This is a genomic window from Bradyrhizobium lablabi (genome assembly GCF_018131005.1).
Classification (GTDB): Bacteria; Pseudomonadota; Alphaproteobacteria; order Rhizobiales; family Xanthobacteraceae; genus Bradyrhizobium; species Bradyrhizobium lablabi_D.
In genome coordinates this window covers 495,817-516,115 of sequence record NZ_JAFCJK010000006.1, presented here as the reverse complement: position 1 = coordinate 516,115, position 20,299 = coordinate 495,817, and the positions used below count along the sequence as shown (strand labels likewise).

Annotated in this window: 19 protein-coding genes and 1 riboswitch; of the genes, 11 read left to right on the top strand and 8 right to left on the bottom strand. The window is 65.8% G+C overall.

The annotated features are described in order from the left end of the window. Positions 1 to 43: 43 nt before the first annotated feature. Positions 44 to 1,084 carry an MBL fold metallo-hydrolase gene (locus JQ553_RS21055; RefSeq protein ID WP_212501905.1) on the top strand — a complete coding sequence of 347 codons (1,041 nt, stop codon included), beginning with the start codon at positions 44 to 46 and terminating at the stop codon, positions 1,082 to 1,084. A 111-nt stretch (positions 1,085 to 1,195) separates the two neighbouring features. Here the strand turns inward: JQ553_RS21055 and JQ553_RS21050 are convergent, their stop codons facing one another. After that, positions 1,196 to 1,969, bottom strand: a complete 774-nt coding sequence (locus tag JQ553_RS21050) for an ABC transporter ATP-binding protein (RefSeq protein WP_212501904.1) — start codon at positions 1,967 to 1,969, stop codon at positions 1,196 to 1,198. Further along, a complete protein-coding gene (locus tag JQ553_RS21045; protein ID WP_212501993.1) occupies positions 1,966 to 2,988 on the bottom strand; it encodes an iron ABC transporter permease in 1,023 nt (340 codons plus the stop codon). Before JQ553_RS21045 ends, JQ553_RS21050 begins: the two co-directional genes overlap by 4 nt. Positions 2,989 to 3,120: 132 nt before the next feature. Beyond that, a riboswitch (cobalamin riboswitch) is annotated at positions 3,121 to 3,320 on the top strand. Positions 3,321 to 3,426: 106 nt separating this feature from the next. Between JQ553_RS21045 and JQ553_RS21040 the strand changes: the two genes are divergently transcribed. Next, positions 3,427 to 5,685, top strand: a complete 2,259-nt coding sequence (locus JQ553_RS21040) for a TonB-dependent receptor (RefSeq protein WP_212501903.1) — start codon at positions 3,427 to 3,429, stop codon at positions 5,683 to 5,685. A gap of 255 nt (positions 5,686 to 5,940) precedes the next feature. Here the strand turns inward: JQ553_RS21040 and JQ553_RS21035 are convergent, their stop codons facing one another. After that, the gene (locus JQ553_RS21035) at positions 5,941 to 7,260 is read right to left on the bottom strand and encodes a hypothetical protein (RefSeq protein ID WP_249144457.1); all 1,320 of its coding nucleotides are present in this window, start codon (positions 7,258 to 7,260) and stop codon (positions 5,941 to 5,943) included. 244 nt (positions 7,261 to 7,504) lie between these two features. Here JQ553_RS21035 and JQ553_RS21030 point away from each other — a divergent pair, with 244 nt between their 5' ends. Further along, complete coding sequence (locus JQ553_RS21030) at positions 7,505 to 8,743, top strand: MFS transporter (RefSeq protein WP_212501902.1); 1,239 nt, start codon at positions 7,505 to 7,507, stop codon at positions 8,741 to 8,743. A gap of 61 nt (positions 8,744 to 8,804) precedes the next feature. On the opposite strand, the gene JQ553_RS21025 is transcribed toward JQ553_RS21030, so the two are convergent. Continuing rightward, positions 8,805 to 9,104: a MarR family winged helix-turn-helix transcriptional regulator gene (locus JQ553_RS21025; protein WP_212501992.1), complete on the bottom strand. Its 300-nt coding sequence runs from the start codon at positions 9,102 to 9,104 to the stop codon at positions 8,805 to 8,807. A gap of 49 nt (positions 9,105 to 9,153) precedes the next feature. Between JQ553_RS21025 and JQ553_RS21020 the strand changes: the two genes are divergently transcribed. From JQ553_RS21020 to JQ553_RS21010, 3 genes are all read left to right on the top strand, one after another. Beyond that, positions 9,154 to 9,291, top strand: a complete 138-nt coding sequence (locus JQ553_RS21020; protein ID WP_212501901.1) for a hypothetical protein — start codon at positions 9,154 to 9,156, stop codon at positions 9,289 to 9,291. A 92-nt stretch (positions 9,292 to 9,383) separates the two neighbouring features. Then, positions 9,384 to 9,599, top strand: coding sequence for a CBS domain-containing protein (locus tag JQ553_RS21015; protein ID WP_249144456.1), 216 nt, complete (start codon positions 9,384 to 9,386; stop codon positions 9,597 to 9,599). Between the two features lie 189 nt (positions 9,600 to 9,788). Further along, complete coding sequence (locus tag JQ553_RS21010) at positions 9,789 to 11,510, top strand: amidohydrolase family protein (RefSeq protein ID WP_212501900.1); 1,722 nt, start codon at positions 9,789 to 9,791, stop codon at positions 11,508 to 11,510. A gap of 189 nt (positions 11,511 to 11,699) precedes the next feature. On the opposite strand, the gene JQ553_RS21005 is transcribed toward JQ553_RS21010, so the two are convergent. The 3 genes from JQ553_RS21005 to JQ553_RS20995 form a co-directional block, all read right to left on the bottom strand. Then, complete coding sequence (locus tag JQ553_RS21005; RefSeq protein WP_212501899.1) at positions 11,700 to 12,068, bottom strand: STAS/SEC14 domain-containing protein; 369 nt, start codon at positions 12,066 to 12,068, stop codon at positions 11,700 to 11,702. Between the two features lie 14 nt (positions 12,069 to 12,082). Further along, a complete protein-coding gene (locus JQ553_RS21000; protein ID WP_212501898.1) occupies positions 12,083 to 12,271 on the bottom strand; it encodes a hypothetical protein in 189 nt (62 codons plus the stop codon). A 169-nt stretch (positions 12,272 to 12,440) separates the two neighbouring features. Beyond that, the gene (locus JQ553_RS20995) at positions 12,441 to 13,745 is read right to left on the bottom strand and encodes an MFS transporter (protein WP_212501897.1); all 1,305 of its coding nucleotides are present in this window, start codon (positions 13,743 to 13,745) and stop codon (positions 12,441 to 12,443) included. Between the two features lie 214 nt (positions 13,746 to 13,959). Here JQ553_RS20995 and JQ553_RS20990 point away from each other — a divergent pair, with 214 nt between their 5' ends. From JQ553_RS20990 to JQ553_RS20975, 4 genes are read left to right on the top strand one after another with little or no spacing between them, the layout of a single operon-like run. Next, positions 13,960 to 14,721: a class I SAM-dependent methyltransferase gene (locus tag JQ553_RS20990; RefSeq protein WP_212501896.1), complete on the top strand. Its 762-nt coding sequence runs from the start codon at positions 13,960 to 13,962 to the stop codon at positions 14,719 to 14,721. 36 nt (positions 14,722 to 14,757) lie between these two features. Then, positions 14,758 to 15,411, top strand: coding sequence for an ABC transporter ATP-binding protein (locus JQ553_RS20985; protein ID WP_212501895.1), 654 nt, complete (start codon positions 14,758 to 14,760; stop codon positions 15,409 to 15,411). Then, positions 15,408 to 17,867, top strand: a complete 2,460-nt coding sequence (locus JQ553_RS20980) for an FtsX-like permease family protein (RefSeq protein WP_212501894.1) — start codon at positions 15,408 to 15,410, stop codon at positions 17,865 to 17,867. The genes JQ553_RS20985 and JQ553_RS20980 overlap by 4 nt, the downstream gene beginning before the upstream one ends. Then, positions 17,857 to 18,942: a lipocalin-like domain-containing protein gene (locus JQ553_RS20975; protein ID WP_212501893.1), complete on the top strand. Its 1,086-nt coding sequence runs from the start codon at positions 17,857 to 17,859 to the stop codon at positions 18,940 to 18,942. The genes JQ553_RS20980 and JQ553_RS20975 overlap by 11 nt, the downstream gene beginning before the upstream one ends. Before the next feature lie 72 nt (positions 18,943 to 19,014). On the opposite strand, the gene JQ553_RS20970 is transcribed toward JQ553_RS20975, so the two are convergent. After that, the gene (locus JQ553_RS20970; protein WP_212501892.1) at positions 19,015 to 19,761 is read right to left on the bottom strand and encodes a hypothetical protein; all 747 of its coding nucleotides are present in this window, start codon (positions 19,759 to 19,761) and stop codon (positions 19,015 to 19,017) included. Positions 19,762 to 19,849: 88 nt separating this feature from the next. Here JQ553_RS20970 and JQ553_RS20965 point away from each other — a divergent pair, with 88 nt between their 5' ends. After that, the gene (locus JQ553_RS20965) at positions 19,850 to 20,242 is read left to right on the top strand and encodes an MAPEG family protein (RefSeq protein WP_212501891.1); all 393 of its coding nucleotides are present in this window, start codon (positions 19,850 to 19,852) and stop codon (positions 20,240 to 20,242) included. The last annotated feature ends 57 nt before the right edge of the window (positions 20,243 to 20,299 follow it).

The following is a 20,299-nucleotide window of genomic DNA, read 5'->3' as shown; positions in this document are numbered from 1 at the left end:
ACTGTCCTATGCAGGATAGACTTCAGAGAATAGGTAAGCCGTCATGATCTTTCGTCAGCTCTTCGACAGCGTCTCGGGCACCTATAGCTATCTGCTCGCGAGCCGCGCCGGCGGCGAGGCTCTGATCCTCGATCCCGTGCTGGAGAAAGCCGACCGCTACTGCAAATTGCTGCAGGAACTCGACTTGCGGCTGGTGAAGGCGGTCGATACGCATCTGCATGCCGACCACATCACCGGTCTCGGCGAGCTGCGCGACCGCACCCAATGCATCACCATCATGGGCGAGCAGAGCAAGGCCGACGTGGTGTCGATGCGGGTTTCCGACGGCGACAAGGTGACGATCGAGGGCCTGTGCCTGGAAGCGATGTACACGCCGGGCCATACCGACGATTCCTACAGCTACCTGATGGGCGACCGCGTCTTCACCGGTGACACGCTGCTGATCCGCGGCACCGGCCGCACCGACTTCCAGAACGGCAGCGCGCGGGAGCAGTATGATTCGATCTTCAATCGCCTGTTGAAACTGCCTGACGAGACGATGGTGTTCCCCGCCCATGACTACAAGGGCGATACTGTGTCCACGATCGGCGAGGAAAGGCGCTACAATCCGCGCCTGCAGGTGAAGTCGATCGACGACTATGTCGAGATGATGAACAACCTCCATTTGCCCAACCCGAAAATGATGGACGTTGCGGTTCCCGCCAACATGCATGTCGGCCTGCATCAGGACGAACTCGCCAAGCAGGGGCTGTCGTTGACCGCGCGCGACGCCATTGCGGGCCTCGGACGGCCCGACATCCTGCTGGTGGATTTGCGCGAAAGCGGCGAACGGGCCAAGCACGGCACGCTCGCGGGTGCACTGCACGCCCCCTATCCCGGCATCGGCGAAAGCCTGATGCCCGGCGGCATGCTGCGCGAGGTCGCCGCCGCGACCGGCCGCCGCGTGGTGTTCTTCTGCGCCTTCGGCGAGCGTTCGGCGATGGCGGTGGCGGCCGCGAAGAAGGCCGGGCTGGAAAACACGGCCCACATCGAAGGCGGCATCGATGCCTGGAAGAAAGCCGGCGGGCCGGTGGTGACGGGCTAGAGCCCTTTTCGTTCCGACGGAATCGGAACGGGGCTCTAGATTCTTGTTTTGACGCGTTTTCTTCACGCGAACCGGTTTCCACTTCGCTCGAAAACGCTCTAAGCCGCGGCCTCAGGCATCGGCCCACGGCACGATCACGGCCTCGCTGCGGTATTCGGCGCGATAGGCGCTGATCCGGAACACATCGGCCATCACGGCGTCCGACAGCGCCTCCGCCGGCGCGCCCTGCGACGCCAGCCGGCCCTCGCAAAGCACCAGCACATGGTCGGCAAAGCGCGCGGCGAGCCCGAGATCGTGGGTCACCACGATCACCAGCACGCCCTTGTCGGCGACGCTGCGCAGGTTCTGCATCACGTCGATCTGATGGCGCGGGTCGAGCGAGGCGGTCGGCTCGTCGGCGAGGATGACGGGCGCTTCCACCGCGAGCACGCGCGCCAGCGCAACGCGGCTGCGTTCGCCGCCGGAGAGCTCGGTGACACGGCGATCGCCGAATTCGGTGACATCGACGGTCTGCATCGCCCGCAGCACCGCCTCCATGTCCTTCGGCGACAGCCGCGCCGGATCGGTCGCGCCATGCGGATAGCGGCCGAGGGCGACGATGTCGCGCGCCGGCAGCGGCCAGTGCACCATGTGCCCCTGCGGCAGATAGGCAAAGCGCTTCGCCCGCTCGCGCAGCGACAGCGACGACAGCGCCACGCCGCCGATCTCGATTCCGCCGCCGGACGGAATCAAGCCTGCGAGCGCGCGCAACAGCGTGGTCTTGCCGGCGCCGTTCGGGCCGACGAGCGCGACCAGATGCCCCGACGACAGCGACAGCGAGATGGCGCGGAGCACCTTGCGGCCGCCGAGCGATGCGTCGAGATTTGTCGCCCTCAACAGCGTCATGCGACGCCTCCGCCGAGCGCGCGGCGCTCGCGCATGATCAAATAGAGGAAGAACGGCACGCCGATGATCGAGGTCAGGACGCCGACCTTGATGTCCGAAGTCGAGGGGATGATCCGCACCGCGATATCGGCCGCAAGCAGCAGTGCCGAGCCCGCGAGCGCGCTCGGCACCAACAGCCGCGCCGGGTCGTGGCCGACCAGGGGCCGCACCAGATGCGGCGCGACCAGGCCAATGAACCCGATCGTGCCGGTGACGGCGACCGCGCCACCGACGCCGAGCGCGACGCCCGATATCACGAAGAGCCGCAACCGGGCGACATCGACGCCGAGGCTCTGCGCGGCTTCTTCGCCGAGCGTCAGCGCCCGGAACGCGCTGGCCTGACTCAGCAGGATGACGGCGCCCGCGGCGATGAAGGGCACCGAGAGCGCCACATGCTGGAAGCTGCGGTCCTCCAGCGAGCCGAGCAGCCAGAACGCGATCTCCAGCGCCACGAAGGGATTGGCGGAGAGGTTCATCACCAGCGCGGTCGCGGCGCCCGCCAGGCTCGAGATCGCAAGCCCGGCGAGGATCAGGATCAGCAAGCCCGCATTGCGGCCGGCGATCACGAGCAGGGCAAACACCGAGCCGAAAGCCGCGATGATCGCCGCGACCGGCAGCAGGTAGGAGCGCACGTCGGCGAGCCCGAGCGCGATCACCAGCACGGCGCCGAACGCGGCCGATTGCGGCGCGCCGAACAGCGACGGCGAGGCCAGCGGATTGCGCAAGAGTCCCTGCAGCGCCGCGCCCGACAGTCCCAAAATGCCGCCGATCGCGAACGCCAGGATGGTCCGCGGCAGGCGGATCTCGCGCACGATCACCTGCGCCACGTCGCTGCCGCCGCCGAACAGCGCCTCGATGATCGCAAGCGACGGCAGCCGCGCCGGCCCGACGCCGAGCGAGACCACCATCAGCAGCACCACGAGGGCGGTCAGCGCCGCGGCCGCGCCAAGCCGCCGCCGCGCCCCGACCTCGGCCGCCATCGCAAAGTCCTGCGCACTCATGGGCCATGCTCATACAGCGATTGCGCTGGCAGGCAAGCAACACCCGGTCAAAAAGCGCAATCCCTCGACCCCAGCCGCGGCCCCGCCGGGATTGACTCGGACTGCGGGCGACTCCTAGATCGATGTGACGGTTCCTGAACTGGGATCAAAAGGGAATGCGGTACGGGGAAACTTCCCCCAGGCCGCGGCTGCCCCCGCAACTGTATGCGGCGAATCCTCCGTCACAGGCCACTGGGAAACTCGGTCCTGGGAAGGCGACGGAGGGTAACGACCCGCGAGCCAGGAGACCTGCCGTCAGCCGTGGTCACACGCGAAGATGCCGGTCGGGGAGTACAGGCATTAGCTTCACCTGACGCGGGAAGCGCGATGGTGAGACTGGTTCGCGGTGACGTGCCACTGACGTCCACCGAGGTTTCCATGTCTTCCATTTCCTCAACCCGGCGAAGGCGCGCGCTGCTGCTCGCATCGACAATGTTCGCGCCGGCGATCTGCGCCTCGACTGCACTGGCGCAGTCTGCGCCGGGCTCCGACCAGCTCCCTCCTATCGAAGTCATCAAGCCGGGCGACCAGAACTATACCCGCGCCAAGCCGACCTATGACGAGACCGCCGCGCCGCGCCGCCGTGCGCCGAGCACCACGCGCACCAGCGACACGGGAAGCGGCACCGGATCGGGCACGACATCGCCCGGCACGGGATCGGGGGCCGGAGGAACGGGCGGCTCCAATGGGATCGTGGGTACGTCCTCGACCGTCATCACCGCGGACGACATCCTGCATTCACCCTTGCACACCTTGCCTGAAATCCTTGCCCAGGTGCCGGGCGTGCAGGTGCAAACGCTCTATGGCGGCCTGAACGGCGCCAAGACCGCGGTCGACCTGCGCGGTTTCGGCGCGTTCGCCACCGACAACACGCTGTTCCTGCTCAACGGCCGCCGGCTCAACGATATCGACAAGACCGGCTTCGACCTCTCGACGATCCCGCTCCACTCGATCGAGCGCATCGAGATCATCCGCGGCAACAGCGCCGCCGTGCTCTACGGCGACAATGCGGTGGGCGGCGTCGTCAACATCGTGACCAAGACCGGCGTCGCCGGGCCGCCGATGACGATGAAGGCCGAAGGCGGATTCGGTTCCTTCAACAGCCGCGTGGGCTCGGTGTCCGCGACCACGAATTCGGGCCCGTGGGCGGCGTCGTTCTATGGCAACGACTTCAAGTCCGACGGCTACCGCGTCAACAATGCGATCGACCAGCGCGACGGCGTCGGCAACCTCAACTACACCGCGCCGGATCTCACGGCGTTCCTGACCATCACGGGCAGCGACCAGAAACTCGGCTTTCCGGGCGGCCGCTTCGTCGATCCGTCGATCGGTCTCAACGAACTCGCGACCGACCGCAGGGGCAGCAGCACGCCGTTCGACTACGGCACCCAGCAGACCGCCAGCGCCACCGCCGGCTTCACCAGGACGTTGATGAACGGCGTCGACCTCATCGTCGATGGCGGTTACCGGCAGCGCGACACCCAGAGCGGCTTCTTCGGCACGATGCCGTCGATCAGCTTTGCCTCGACCTACAACAACGCCACGCTCGAGACCTGGTCGATCACACCCCGCGTGAGCATCAAGAGCGCAATGTTCGGCCTGCCGTCCACGGTCCTGACCGGCATCGACTACTATGATTCGACGTTTCTTCAGCAGCGCGGCGCCTTCAAGGATGTACCGCCGATCCACACCTACGACCTGACGCAACGGACGCTCGGCGGATACTGGCAGCACACGCTCGGCCTGTTGCCGACGACGGATTTCTCCTACGGCGCGCGCGTCCAGAACATCAGCGTCTCGGCGCGGGATCGCTACGATCCCACCGCGCCGTTCGCTTTCGACGCCCGGGCAACGCCGTTCGACAGCAGCGAGACGCAGTACGCGCTCCACGTCGGCGCCGAGCATCGCCTCACCGACACATTCTCGGTGTTCGGTCGCGCCGCGCGCGCGTTCCGCACGCCCGACGTGGACGAGCGCGTGCTGACGGGCCCGTCATTCGATCCGCTGACCTTTGCCCCGCTGCCGCAGAATTTCCAGCTCAAGACCCAGACCTCGTACGACGTCGAGGGCGGCGTCCGCGTCAAGACCAACCTGTTCCAGGTGCAAAGCAGCATCTACCTGATGAACCTCGAGAACGAGATCCATTTCAATCCGGTGCTGTTTTACAACATCAACCTGGACCCCACTCGCCGTTACGGCGCCGAGACCAGCGCCTCGCTGCGGGCCAGCGATACCGTGACCTTCCGCGGCGGCATGGCCCTTATAAGGGCTGTCTTCCGGGAGGGCGTATTCGCCGGTAACGATGTGCCGCTGGTGTCCCGCTACACCGGCAGCGCGGGTGTGACCTGGAATATCTGGCAGAACTATCTTGTGTTCGACGCCACGCTGCGCGCCTGGAGCTCGCGCGTCATGGACAACGACCAGGCCAATACGCAGGGCCGCATTCCCGCGAACGCCACGGCCGATTTGAAGCTTAGCGGGCAGTATGATCGCTTCTTCTGGTCGGTGAGCGTGAACAACGTGTTCAACGCGCTGTATTACGACTACGCCATCGCAAGTTCGTTCACGGCGGGCCGCTTCTCCGCCTACCCGCTCCCCGGGCGAACCTACATGGTGAGGGCGGGCGCGACGTTCTGAGCGGTGCCATGATGGCACCGCCTCCATCCGGACGCGCGTTACAAGGGCGCGCGAAACCGGTAGGATCGTGCGATCGATTTGAACCCGCAGGGGAAAGCGCATGGGCAGAGCCGGCAGGAAGAGCCCAAAGACGGTCCGGAACACATCCCAGGACACCACATCTCAGGACGCTGCGAAGACAACGCCTCCGCCACCGCCTCCGCAGGATGACGAATGGTACGAGGATGGCGACTTCGCTACGCCGAAGCAGGACCGCTACGGCAATGACGACGAGCCGTTGTAGCCCACGTCGTCCCGGCTTTCGCCGGGATCAGGTGCTGATGCATCGCGCGCGAAACCATCACTCTCGATCTTTCGGATGCTTTCGAGGTCGAGCAGATGCGCGCCGAAGCCGCCACGCGCGAGGGAGGATGCGAGCTGTGGCGACACCAAAAGCAGCGCCGCTGTCGTGGCGAGCGGTAGCGCGCTGATCCAGTCGAGGCCGACCGGCGTAAGCTCCTCGCTGCTGCCGGTATAGACGCCGGTGCCTGAACGGATGCGCCAGCATTCCCTGATGATGTCGCGCCGCGTGCCGTCGCGGGAGCCGCTGCCGAGCAATGCCTGCATCGCAAGATGCGTCCGCACCCCCTCGCGGCCCTCCGGCAGCGCGCCCGGGGTCTCGCCAAGCGAGACGCGGAGCAGGAGATCGACGAGATCGACGCCGGCGCGATAGGCGTTCATCGGCTCGACCAGCCGCGGATTGCAGTCGATCAGGAGCGGAGTGGCGCTGTCGAGCGGCATGATGACATCGACCGAGAGCGCACCGTGCCAGCCGAGATGCGCACCGATCGCCTCGAGATAGCCGCGCAGCGCCGGCCGGCTCACGCTCTCCTTGATCGCCTCGCCGCCGCCGACCCCGGCCGCGACCTGCCGGTAGGTGTGGAAGCCGAGCAGCCTGCCGCGGCAAAACACCGACTGGGCCTTCTCGGTGGTGCCGGTGACGAGGTCCTGCACGAGCACCTCGCCGTCAAACCCGCCGTTCGATTCGAGATCGTAGAGTGCGAGGTTGAGATCGCTTTCGTCGCGCACGAACCAGATGCCGCGGCTGGCGGTGCCGACTGACGTCTTGACGACCGAGGGCAAGCGCACCGCCTCGCGCAACGCATCGGCCGAAGTCACAATCCGCGTCGGCGGCTGCGGCAGACCGAGCTGATCGAGCAAGCGGCTGAAGCCGGCCTTGCTGTGCACCCTGCGGTAATCGGCAAAATCCGGCAGCGCGAGGCCCACGCGGCCCGCGAGGCGCCTGGACACCCGCGCGAAGGCAAATCCCTGCTCATGGGTCGGCAGCAGCACATCGAAACGCTCCCTGGCCAACAGGCGCTCGACGAAGCGGAGGAAGCCGGCCGGATCGGTGCGCAGCCCGGGGCAATGATGGAATTTGCGGACGAAGCGGGAGTAGCGCGCCAGACACCACCGCGAAGGGTCGCAGACCTCGACGTGATGCCCGGCGAGTCCCAGGATCGTGAGCGCCTCGCGGCCGGAGGTGCTGGATCCCTCCGACAGTAGCACCCGGAGTTTCCTTGCGCCGTCGACCATGGCCGATCATCGCTGCGCGAGAGCGTTTTGTCGCCGCATTTAATGCCACATGCGTCAATCCGGCCTACACGCTCCGCGTTTGCCGCAATGAAAACGACCGGGCGCCCACCGTGTACGGCGGTCGCCCGGCCGGATCATGCTCCGCCCGGGGCAGCCATGCAGCCGCGTTCATGGACAATTAGCGGCAAGCCTCTAATTTCGCCCGCTCTCGCCGGGCCGTATTGGAAAACAGGTTGTTTTGGACATGGTCGACGTTCTGGCCGCACCGCAGCAAATGAAGGCCGACCGCGCGATGCGTACGCTGACCGGCATCTCGGTCGCGCATTGGGTCAGCCATTTCCATCTGTTCGTGCTGCCGATGCTGTTTCCGTTCCTTAAAGTGCAACTCGGCGTCGGCTATATCGAGCTCGGCTTCGCGCTGACCGTGTTCGCGGTGGTCTCCGGCCTCACCCAGGCGCCGATCGGCTACCTCGTCGATCACGTCGGCGCGCGCAAAATCCTGCTGATCGGGCTCACCCTCGGCGGCTGCGCCCTGATTGGTCTCGGCCTTCATTTGAGCTACCCGGTCCTGATCGTCAGTGCGGCGCTGCTCGGCCTCGCCAACAGCGTCTATCATCCCGCCGATTACGCCATCCTGTCGGCCCACATGGACGAGGCGCGGATGGGTCGCGCCTTCTCGATCCACACCTTTGCGGGTTTCCTCGGCGGCGCGGTGGCGCCCGCAATCATGGCGACGCTCGTCGCCGGGATCGGCGGCCTTGGCGCATTGATCGTGGCCGGCGCGGTCGGCCCGGTGGTGGCGCTGTTCCTGGTTGGGCTCGGCATTCCCGACGCGGGCGCGCACAAGAGCAGGAGCCGGGGCGAGAAAACACCGCAGGCGAGCGTGATCACGCCGGCGCTCGTGGTACTCACCATCTTCTTCATGCTGCTCAGCCTGTCGAGCGCCGGCATCGGCAATTTCGGCGTGGTCGCGCTGATGGGTGGCTACGGCGTCTCGTTCTCTACAGCCAACGTCGCTCTGACTGCATTCCTTGGCGCCAGTGCCGCGGGCGTGCTGGCGGGCGGCTATCTCGCCGACCGCACCCGCCGCCACGGCCAGGTCGCGGCGGCCTGCTTCGCCGTCAACGCCGCGATCGTGCTCGTCATCGCGCTTTTCAGCCTGCCCTCGGTGCTGCTGACGCTGGCGATGGGCCTTGCCGGGTTTCTCGGCGGCGTGATCGCGCCGTCCCGCGACATGCTGGTGCGCAACGCCGCTCCGCCAGGCGCCGCGGGCCGCGCCTTCGGCATCGTCTCCACCGGCTTCAACCTCGGCGGCATCGTGAGCCCGCTGCTGTTCGGCTGGATCATGGACCAGCACATGCCGCATTGGGTGTTCGGCGCCTCCGTGGTGTTCATGGTGCTGACGGTGCTGCTCGCGCTCGTCACCGAGCGCAAGCCACAGGCTGCGGGATATCAAGCCGAGACGGCGAGCCCGCACGCCTGAAGCGCGGGCACTGGCGCGGCATGATCGCGCCGCGGTGAGGCCGCATCACGCGCGAACGCACTCATTCCGGTCGTCGCGACAGCGCCCGCTTCAGCAGCAGCTCGATCCGCGACAGCTTATCCGGGTGAACCGCAGACAGTTCGGCGAGGTGGTCGGCGGCGAGGCCGGTCAATTTCAGCAGGACCCGCCGCTGGTCCGAGGGATCGAGGACGCGTTCGACCAGCCCCGCCTCGGAGAGCCGGTCGACAAGTTCGACGGTGGTGTGGTGACGAAGCCGCAACCGTTCGGCAAGATCCCCGATCGTGACCGGTCGGCCGCCCGGATACCCCTTGATCGCCAGCAAGGCCTGATGCTGCCTTATGCGATATGACGCGGCGCAAAATCGAAACTATCCGGGCGCTACGCCGACAATGAGCCTCATTTCCACCAAATCGAACGCCTCCGCCAAGACCAGCCACCACAAGACCAGCCGCTATCTGAGCGACTTCACGACCGATCCACGCGTCGTGGTGATCTCGGCAATCGCTTTGCCGCCGGCGCCGGCGTGATGGCCGGCGCCGCGCTGCTGCAACTGTGATCGACCCGCCGTCCGTGCTGCGCTGGCGGCGCCGGCAAACATCGCACCACGACGCTCAGCCAGTTGCTGACGGGAGGCAAGATCATCGTCGCCTATCCCGACGAATATCTGGACGGGCTCGCCGACCGTCTTATGCAGGTCAACGTTTCGCACCTGCCGGTGATTTCTCGCGAGGATCAGCGGCTCGTCGGCTATATCGGCTGGAAGGATCTGATGCGGGTCCGCGCCAGGCTGCAGCCCGAAGAGACCCAGAAGACGTCCTTCTTCGGCGCGCGCTAGGCTTGATCGACTTCCGCGGTGCGAGGTCGTCTGCCTTCCGCCGGGAACAAATTTCCGCCCGGCGGCCGTGTTCGATCCTTGCTGGCAAAACGCTGCCAGCGCATCCCAGAGCTTCAGCGGCGGCGGTTGACAGCATCAGGGCGTCACCCATGATGCGTAGCAACAAGAACAGCCTCGGGATGAAATGCCATGACCTCGACCCCAGACCTCGTGATCCGCGGCGGCAACATTGCCGACGGCAAAGGCAGCGAGCTCTATGAAGCCGATGTCGCCATCACAGACGGCCGCATCACCGAGGTCGGCAAGGTGTCCGCCAAGGGCAAGGAAGAGATCGACGCGCGCGGAAAGCTGGTCACACCGGGCTTCGTCGACGTCCACACCCATTACGACGGCCAGGTGACCTGGAGCCACGACATTACGCCGTCGTCGCAGAACGGCGTTACCACCGCGATCATGGGCAATTGCGGCGTCGGCTTCGCGCCGTGCCGGCCGAGCGATCACACCAGACTGATTCAGTTGATGGAAGGCGTCGAGGACATCCCGGAGCCGGTGCTGAGCGCCGGCATTCCGTGGGAGTGGGAGAGCTTCCCCGATTACATGGACTGGCTGTCGAAGCGCAATTTCGACGTGGACATCGGAGCGCAGCTGCCGCACGCGGCGCTGCGCGTCTATGTGATGGGCGAGCGCGGCGCCCGCCGCGATCCCTCCACGGAAGACGACAACAGGGCGATGGCGGCGCTGGCGAGCGATGCGGTGCGCGCGGGCGCGCTGGGCTTCTCGACCTCGCGCACGCTGAACCATCGCACTTCGACCGGCGACTTCACGCCGACCCTGAAGGCCGGCGAGGATGAACTGACCGCCATCGCGGGCGCGATGCATGGCGCCGGCCGCAGCGTGCTGCAGTTCGTGCTCGATCTCTCGACCATCAACGAAGACCTGCCGATGATGCTTCGAGTCGCGGAGAACACCAAAATCCCCGTATCGTTCTCGATCACCCAGAACGACCGGGCGCCGCAGCGCTGGCGCCAGACGCTCGACACGATCCGCGAGGCCTCGAACCGCGGCCTGTCGATCACCGCGCAGATCGCCGCGCGCCCGGTGGGGCTGATGCTGGGGTTGGAACTGTCGCGCAACCCGTTCCAGACCCATCCGAGCTACAAGGCGATCGCGCATCTGCCGCTGAAGGAGCGGCTGGTCCGGCTGCGCCAGGCTGAAGTGCGCGCCGCGATCCTGAGCGAGAGCGCGACCGCCACGGACGATCCGCTGTTCTTCCGACCGAACTACGACAAGATGTACCTGCTCGGCAATCCGCCCGACTACGAGCAGCCGCCGGAGAACACGCTCGGTGCGCAGGCGCAGCGGCTCGGCAAGCGGCCGGAGGAACTGGCCTATGACGCGATGCTGACCGATGAGGGCCGCGGCATGCTCTACGTGCCGTTCCTCAATTATGCAGACGGCAATCTCGATGCGACGCGCGAGATGCTGCGCGATCCAAACGCGGTGCCGGGCCTCTCCGACGGCGGCGCGCATTGCGGCATCATCTGCGACGCGAGCTTCCCGACCTATCTGCTCACGCACTGGACCCGCGACCGCAGCCGCGGCGAGAAGCTGTCGATCCCGTTCGTGGTGGCAGTTCAGTCGCGCAAGACCGCGCTGTCGGTCGGCCTCTACGACCGCGGCGTGATCGCGCCCGGCTTCAAGGCCGACGTCAACGTGATCGATTATGACCGGCTGCATCTGCATCCGCCGAAGGTGCATTACGACCTCCCGGTGGGCGGCCGCCGCCTGCTACAGCAGGTCGACGGCTATGATGCGACCATCGTCTCGGGCGTGGTCACCCAGCGCGACGGCAGGGCCACCGGCGCGCGGCCGGGCAAGCTCGTGCGCGGCGCGCAGGGGAAGCTGAACTAACGCCTGGAACGATTGGCCGTGCTCTATTCGATCTAACAGCCTGCGCGACGGTAATCGCTCGTCGGGCGGGAGCAAGAGATCGCCTCTGATCCGGCACGACCGGACGGCGACAAGCCTGAGGGCAGGCGGCGGCAGGCGCCGCCGTCCGTGCTCGTTCGATCTCCTCAAGACGCTTTCCGACGTTACGGATCACCGGCCGGCTTCCAGCCATGCCAGCGCCTCGGTCCTCTGACTGGCGGGAAATTGCCGGACCTGCGGCGACACGACGTGCTTCGCGATTTGTGTCATGACCTTCAGGCCCCCGCTATCAGTCACCGCAGCAATGCGATCGATCTTGCGTTGATGATCCCGCACGAACTCAAGATGCGACACGAACCCACCGAAACTGTCCCAGCCGGGGAAGGTCTTTACACACACCATCAGACCGCGCAGTTTTCCATTGGCGGCAACGAACGGATCGATTTCTTCAGCGAGCCTCGCGAAGTCGCCTTTCGCAAGCGGACCGTTCGGTACGACAATAAGCACACCTTTGTCTCGCAGCAGCTCAAGCTCGATCACAGCGTTCTCTTCTATTATGACTGCTTCTTCACAATCGCGTAGCCAGCGGCGTCCAGGGCGCGCATGATCGTTCTGGTTAGATGATCGCATTCCTCCGGCATGATCCAGCTTGGACTTCTCCAGTCAGGATCGCCTTCCTTCGGATAATGTTCAAAGGCCGTTTGAATGGCGGCCATGATGACGGCATTTGCGGCGTTTGACATGAGAGCCTCCGTGCCGGGTAGGTAGGTATCGCTCGGGCCATTCGGTTTTGATTTAGGTCAATGGGAACGACCTTTATTGACATGGCTGCAGCCCCGCTGCTTTGGCTTCGCCATGCACGGCGAACCGTCCTGCAGGAAAGGGTGAATCTGCGGCAGATACGGTCGTGCTCTACGTCGGCGACACCGCGCCCTTCATCGCGCTTTCGCCCTGCGTCGCACCGGTCAACCTCGCGCGCTCGGTGTTCGGCCACAGCAGTGCGAGGCCGAGCAGGCCCGATGCTCCCATGATCACGGCGTTGATGGTGAAGCCGGTCATGAAGCCGTCAAGCGGAGCGGCGGCACGCTGGATCACGCTGCCCATCACCGTGGGCGCCAGGACGCCGGAGAGCGTATAGAGCGCGCCGTAGATCGCAATCACGGCGCCGCGCTGCGAGACCGGCGTGAACTCGCCGAGCATCGGCGGGCACACCACATAGATCGAGCCGCACAGGCCCGAGCCGACGACCAGCAGCGCGACCATCGGACCGCCCGGCGCGACATGCGGCAGCATCGCGAGGACGCAGCCGCCGACGATCAAGGGCGCCGCGCCGAGCACGCCGCGCGCGCCGCGGGTGGTGAAGCCGCGCGCCAGCATCAACTGCGAGATCCACCCCGTGAGGATCACGACCACCGCGCCGAACACCCAGGGCAATATCGAGATGAAGCCGGCCTGCTGCTGCGAGAATCCAAGCCCCTTGACGATAAAAGGCGTGAACCAGGTCAGCCCCAGCGACAGCGCCCAATAGCCGCCGAAAGTCGCCACCACGCAGCCGACGAAGGTGCGCGAGGTCAGAAGCCGGCTGTAGGGAATGCGCGGCTCGTTGGCGAGCGCCTCCGCCGCGGGGACCAGCGGCCCCTCCTTGCCCATCACGAGCCATGCCACGACCCAGAGCAGGCCAACGACGCCAAGCACGCCGAAGGCGTGATGCCAGCTATAATTGACGATGACCCAGTTGAGCGCCGGTACGGCAAGGATCACGCCGAACGCGGATCCCTGCGACAGGATCGCGGTCGGCAGCGTGCGCTTCTCGTCCGGAAACCATTTGTAGATCGCGTGCGCGGCGACCGAGAATGCCGGTCCCTCACCCGCGCCCAGGATGATCCGGCAGATCAACAGCGTGGTGAAGCTGACCGTGCCGACCATCGGAAACTGCGCCAGCGCCCAGATCAGCGCCAGCACCAAGAGCACCCAGCGCGTCGCGACGCGGTTGACGATGAAGCCGACGACAATGGCCGAGATCGAGAACAGGAAGAAGAAGGAGGAGCCGAGCAGACCGAATTGCTCGGGCTCGAGCTTCATGTCGGTCATGATCGGCACGCCCGCGAGCCCGACCACGATCTTGTCCGCGAAGTTCACCAGCATGAACAGGAACAGCAGAAAAGTGATTTTCCAGGCGCCCTTGGGCGTTTCCATGGGCGTCGGTTGCGCGGCCATGCTTGGTTCTCCCCGTCGTATCGTTATTGGTAAGATCGACCCCCGGATCGATGCTAGCCACGCCTTGCGGGACAAGGCAACACCGCATTTTCCGGGGTGCGCGCGTGTGATGGCAGGGGAAGCGGATCACGATCGCGTCGCCGCGCCACTGAAGCCGTGATCTGCCACGGTCAGGCTGGTATGCTGACGCCTCGACCAATATCCGAGGTAATTCATGAACAGATCGGTCCCGCGCGCGGCCACCTTTACCGCACTCGCTGCTCTCACGCTGCTCACCGCATCCGCCGTGTGTGCGCAAGACGCCACCAGCCCGGATTACGCGGCGATCGTCGCCGCACCCGACCGCTCCGAGGCTGATCGCCAGATCGACCAGCGCCGCCAGCCCGCCAAGATGCTCGCCTTTGCCGGCGTCAAGCCCGGCATGGTCATCCTCGATATGGAGGCGAGCGCAGGCTACAGCACTGAATTGCTGGCGCGCACGGTCGGGCCCGCCGGCAAGATCTATGCGCAGGACTCCGCGGCGATAATGGAGAGCTTCGTCAAGGACAGGTTCGCCGTCCGCGCGCAGAAACCCGCGATGAAGAACGTCGTGCATGTGGTACGCGATTATGACGATCCCGTCCCGCCCGACGTCGCGAACCTCGACATGATCACCTTCTTCTTCGCCTATCACGACATCAGCTATATGCCCGTCGATCGCGCCGCCATGAACAGGAAGATGTTCGCCGCGCTGAAGCCTGGCGGCTATCTTGTGATCGCCGACAATTCGGCAAAGCCGGGCGACGGCATCAGTGTTGCCAAGACCCTGCACCGGATCGACGAGAGCACGCTGAAACAGGAGATCGAGGCCGCCGGCTTCAAGCTCGTCGCCGAAGGCGATTTCCTGCATCAACCGGAAGACCCCAGGGACATCCCGGTGTCCAAGGCGCCGGTGCCTGTCGACAAGTTTGTACTGAAGTACCGGAAACCCCAGTGAGGCACTGCCATCGCTTCGCCTGATCACACAAGCGCCGTGCTCCGCGTCATTCGCCTGACCAAGAGTTATCGCACGGCTGGCGAAGAGATTGCGGTGCTGCGCGGCGTCGATCTTGCGGTAGCGACCGGCGAGAGCGTGGCGCTGACCGGAGAATCCGGCAGCGGCAAGAGCACGCTGCTGCATCTGATCGCAGGGCTCGATGCCGCCGACAGCGGCGAGATTCGGCTCGCCGACGTCAGCCTGTCCGGTCTCAACGACGCCGGCCGCGCCGAATTGCGCCGCTACCGGATCGGCCTTGTCTTCCAGCAATTCAACCTGATCCCGAGCTTGACGGTCGCGGACAACCTCGTCTTCCAATCGCGCATTGCCGGCCGGCACGATGCCGCCTGGCACGATGAACTGGTCGGGCGGCTCGGCCTCGAGCCGCTGCTGACGCGCTATCCCGAGCAATTGTCGGGCGGCCAGCAGCAGCGCGTCGCGATCGGGCGCGCGCTGGCGCCAAAACCATCGCTGCTCCTCGCCGACGAGCCGACCGGCAATCTCGACGAGGACACCGCCGACGAGGTGCTGGGACTGGCGCGCGACCTGGTTGATCGCACCGGCTGCGGCTTCCTGATGGTCACCCACAGCGCGCGGCTTGCCGCGACGCTCGACCGACAGGTCACCCTGCATGCCGGGGTGGTCGCATGAGGCGCGCGCTGTGGATCCTCGCCGTTCTGCTCAGCCACTGGCGGCGGCATCCGATGCAGCTTGCGACCCTGCTGATCGGGCTGATCTCGGCGACCGCGCTGTGGAGTGGCGTGCAAGCCTTGAATCAGCAGGCACGAAACGCCTACGACCGCGCCGCCGCGACCTTCGGCGGCGTGCGCACGGCGATGCTGGTCGGCAAGGACGGCGCGCCCTTCCCGCAAAGCCTGTTCGTCGATCTGCGTCGCGCCGGCTGGCCGGTGTCTCCGGTGCTGGAAGGCCGCATCCAGATCGGCGGCCGGTCCTATCGCCTGCTCGGCATCGAGCCGGTGACGCTGCCCGCCGAGGTCGGCAGCGCCCCCGCGGTCGGCAAGGCCGGCCTGCAATCCTTCGTCACCCCGCCCGGCGAGATGCTGGTGGCGCCGGAGACGCTGCGCGATCTCGGGCTCGGCGAGGGCGCAACGCCGCAGGCGAACGGCTCGGCATTGCCGCCGCTGCGCGTGCAGCCGCAACTCGTGCCCGGCGTTCTCGTCGTCGATATCGGGATCGCGCAAACCATCCTGAAGATGCCGGGCCAGGCGTCGCGGCTGTTGATCGGAAAGTCCAAAGGGCCGCACGCCTCGCTTGAAAGCGTCGCCGGCAACAGGCTCCGCCTGATGGAGCCGAGCGCGGAGAGCGACCTCGAGCGGCTGACCGACAGTTTCCATCTCAACCTCACCGCATTCGGCCTGCTGTCGTTCTTCGTCGGCCTGTTCATCGTCAATTCCGCCGTTGGGCTCGCCTTCGAGCAGCGGCTGCCGATGCTGCGCACGCTGCGCGCCTGTGGCGTCTCGGCGCGGATGCTGAACATCGTGCTCGTCATCGAACTGGTGTCGCTGGCACTGGTCGCCGGCCTGATCGGGCTCATTTGCGGCTATCTCATCGCGGCGGCGCTGTTGCCCGACGTCGCCGCCTCGCTGCGCGGGCTTTATGGCGCGCAGATTCCGGGCCAGCTTTCGCTGAGGCCCGCATGGTGGCTGGCCGGCATCGCCATCAGCATTCTCGGCGCGCTCGCCGCGGCGGCCGTGAGCCTGACCAAGGCGATCCGCATGCCGGTATTGGTCTCGGCGCAGCCGCAGGCCTGGCGGCAGGCGCAGCGGCGCTGGCTCACGTTTCAGACCGCGGCGGCGCTCGCCGTGTTCGTGATTGCCGCCGGCCTCGTCTGGTTCGGCGATTCCCTGATCGCGGGCTTTGCGGTGCTCGCGGCACTCATGCTGGGCGCCGCGCTGATCCTGCCGATGATCCTGGAGATCGTGCTGTCCTTTGGCGAACGCAGTGCGCGGCAACCGGTCGGCGTCTGGTTCTGGGCCGACAGCCGCCAGCAGCTCTCGGGACTGTCGCTGGCGCTGATGGCGCTGTTGCTCGCGCTCGCGGTCAATGTCGGCGTCGGCACCATGGTGGAAAGCTTTAGCCGCACCTTCCTCGTCTGGCTCGACGGCCGCCTCGCCGCCGACGTCTATGTCAATGCCGCCGACAACGCGCAGGCGAACGAGATCAAGGCATGGCTGCGCGAGCGGGGCGAGGTCGAGGCGATCCTGCCCGGCGGCCGCGCGGACACCCAGTTCGACGGCGCGCCGATCGAAGTGCTCGGCCTGCCCGATCACGCGACCTATCGTGACAGCTGGCCGCTATTGGAGAGGATGCCCGATGCCTGGATCAGGCTGCGGGCGGGCGATACCGCGCTCGTCAGCGAGCAATTGTCGCGGCGGATGAAGCTTGCGATCGGCGACAGGATCGAGGTGCCCGCGCCCGGCGGCCCCTGGCCGCTCGAGATCGTCGGCATCTACGCCGATTACGGCAATCCCAAGGGCCAGATCGCCGTCAACTTTGCCGCGCTGACCCGGCGCTTTCCGCAAACCCCGCTGACGCGCATGGGCCTGCGCATGAGGCCGGACAAGATCCCGGCGCTGATGACGGCGCTGCAGGAGAAATTCGGTCTCGACGATCGCAATGTCACCGACCAGGCGACCATGAAGGCTGAATCGAAGCGCATCTTCAACCGCACCTTCTCGGTGACCGCGGCGCTGAACGCTTTCACGCTCGGCGTCGCCGGCATCGCACTGCTGACGAGCCTGTTGACGCTTGCCAATTCGCGGCTGCCGCAGCTCGCGCCGCTCTGGGCGATCGGCCTGACGCGGCGGCAGCTCGCGGCGATCGAGCTCCTGAAGACCATGTCGGTAGCGCTGATCACGGCGCTGTTCGCTTTGCCGCTCGGTCTGCTCGTCGCCTGGTGCCTGCTGGCGATCGTCAACGTCAAGGCGTTCGGCTGGCGGCTGCCGTTCCAGGTGTTCCCGCTGCAACTCGTGGAACTCCTTGCGGTTGCGCTTGCCGCCGCGCTCTGTGCGTCGGCTCTCCCGGTCGCTAGACTGGCGCGCATGCAGCCGGCAAGCCTGATCAGGATTTTTGCGAATGAGCGCTAGCGGCATGGTCACGCGCCGCGCCTTTGCCGGCGGCGCGCTGGCACTTACTCTTGGCGGCAAGAGCTTTGCGCAAGGTTTTGCCGGCCTCGGCGAGACCGCCGATGGTTTTGCGCCGGTCACGCCCGGCAAGCAATTCGTCTTCCCCGTTGATCACGGCCCGCATCCCGAGTTCCGGATCGAATGGTGGTACGTGACCGCGAATCTGTCGGACGCGCACGGCGCCGCCTTTGGCGCGCAGTGGACGTTGTTCCGTCAGGCGATGAAGCCGGGCGCGCCGATCGAGGGCTGGGCCAATCAGCAGGTCTGGATGGGTCATGCCGCCGTGACCAGCGCGGCGACGCATCGTGTCAGCGAAGCCTTTGCGCGCGGCGGCGTTGGGCAGGCCAACGTCGAGGCGACGCCGTTTGCAGCCTGGATCGATGCATGGGAGATGCGGTCTGCCGGCGGGTTCGATGCGCAAACTGTCGCGCCGCTCACGCTAAAGGCTGCTGCCACCGACTTCAGCTACGCGCTGCAGCTCGATGCGAGCCGTCCATTGGTGCTGCAGGGAGATCGCGGCTACAGCCGGAAATCCGATCGTGGACAGGCGTCCTATTATTACAGCCAGCCGTTCTTCAAGGCGTCCGGCCGAATCACGATCGACGACAAGCCGATCGATGTCACGGGACGGGCCTGGATGGACCGCGAGTGGAGCAGCCAGCCGCTCGCGCCGGACCAGACCGGCTGGGACTGGTTCTCGCTGCATCTGCCCGGCGACGAAAAACTCATGCTGTACCGGCTGCGTCAGAAGGACGGCCGCGAAAACCTGCTCGGCAATTGGATCACCCCTGACGGCCATTCCGCCGAGATCGCATCCGCCGGCGGCAGCATCACCCCATCAGTCACGACTGAGATCGACGGCCGCAAGCTGCCGACCGCATGGCGCGTTAGCCTTCCCACACACGGCCTCGCGATCGAAACCATGCCGCTCAACCCGAAGAGCTGGATGGGCACGAGCTTCCCCTATTGGGAAGGTCCGATCCGCTTCTCGGGCAGCCATGATGGAATCGGCTATCTCGAGATGACGGGTTACTAGAGCATGATCCGGAAAAGTGTGTCGCGGTTTTTCGTCGCGACAAACGCGAAGCGCCTGCGCGGAAGATCATGGCTAGCACCAGCGGCACGCTCCCCAGGATGCGCAGCAGCCCCCACAACCCCCACAGCCCGCGCAAGCCACGCAGCCCGCGCCGAACCAGAAGCCACCGATCCCGCAGCCGCCGCAACCTCGGCAGCCAATAAACCCGCCACCGCAACCTCGGCAGCCGATAAACCCGCCACCGCCGCAACCTCGGAAGCCGCCGCACCCGCCGCAACCTCGGCAGCCGCCACAACCACCGCAGCCGCCGCAGCCGCGGGCCAACTGCACGCCGCCGCCAACATTTTCCCTATCGAAGAGATGGAACGTGGCGAGACTGACGTCGAACATTTCCTCTTCGCCAAGAACGAAGCGCTGGTTGGGTGAGGTATTGTCAGATTGCGGGAGAAGGGCGGTGGGCATCGTGGATGCGGATGCATGACCCACCAGCGAAAGCCCCAGACCGGCAGTACCCAGCACCTTGACGGCGGCGGCCTTGGTTGCGCGTTTCTGCTTCGAAGCTTGCTTGACCCGTGGCATGGCCGCATCCTCCGCAAGTGCTTGTGAAATCGCGTGGCAAGCGTGCCCTCGGCGTGACCGGCGCGCAAGGGTCACTTGTGCCATAAAATGCGAAATTTCTCGTCGAATCCCGTTCATCTTCATGAACGATGTCGACACATAACCGCTTTTGGTTGAGCTGAACCCCGCCACCTGGGTACATGCAGCGTCAGCGAGAAAAAATAGTTTCAACAATAGCTGCCCTGCTTGGATCTCGTGCAATGTCTGCTTCCGCGCCGCTGCTGGGATAAAGCGGAGATCGCGGAGTATGACTACCCGCCCCAACCAGAAACATGAGGGAACGCCTCGGATGTACCATTACACTGCCATCGTCACTTGCCTTGCAGTCGCGTTCTACTTCTTCACCTCGACGCAAGTTGCGCGCGCCCGCATCCGCTACGACGTCAAGCTGCCGGCGATCGCCGGCAATCCGGATTTCGAGCGCATCTTCCGCATCCAGATGAACACGCTGGAATGGCTGCCGATCTTCCTGCCGTCGCTATGGCTGTTCGCGATCTACATCAGCGACGCGATCGCGGCAGCGCTCGGCGCGCTCTGGATCGCAGGCCGCATCGTCTATTTCATCGGCTATCGCGCGGCGGTCGCCAGGCGCAGTCCCGGATTTGCAATCCAGGCGTTAATCTGCGTCGCGCTGTGGGTGGGCTCGCTGGGCGCCGCAGTGTGGCGGGTGGCGCATGGATGACGCCCCGCACTCCGCCGTCGTCCCGAGCGATGGCCGGGACGACGGTCGTGTTGGTTC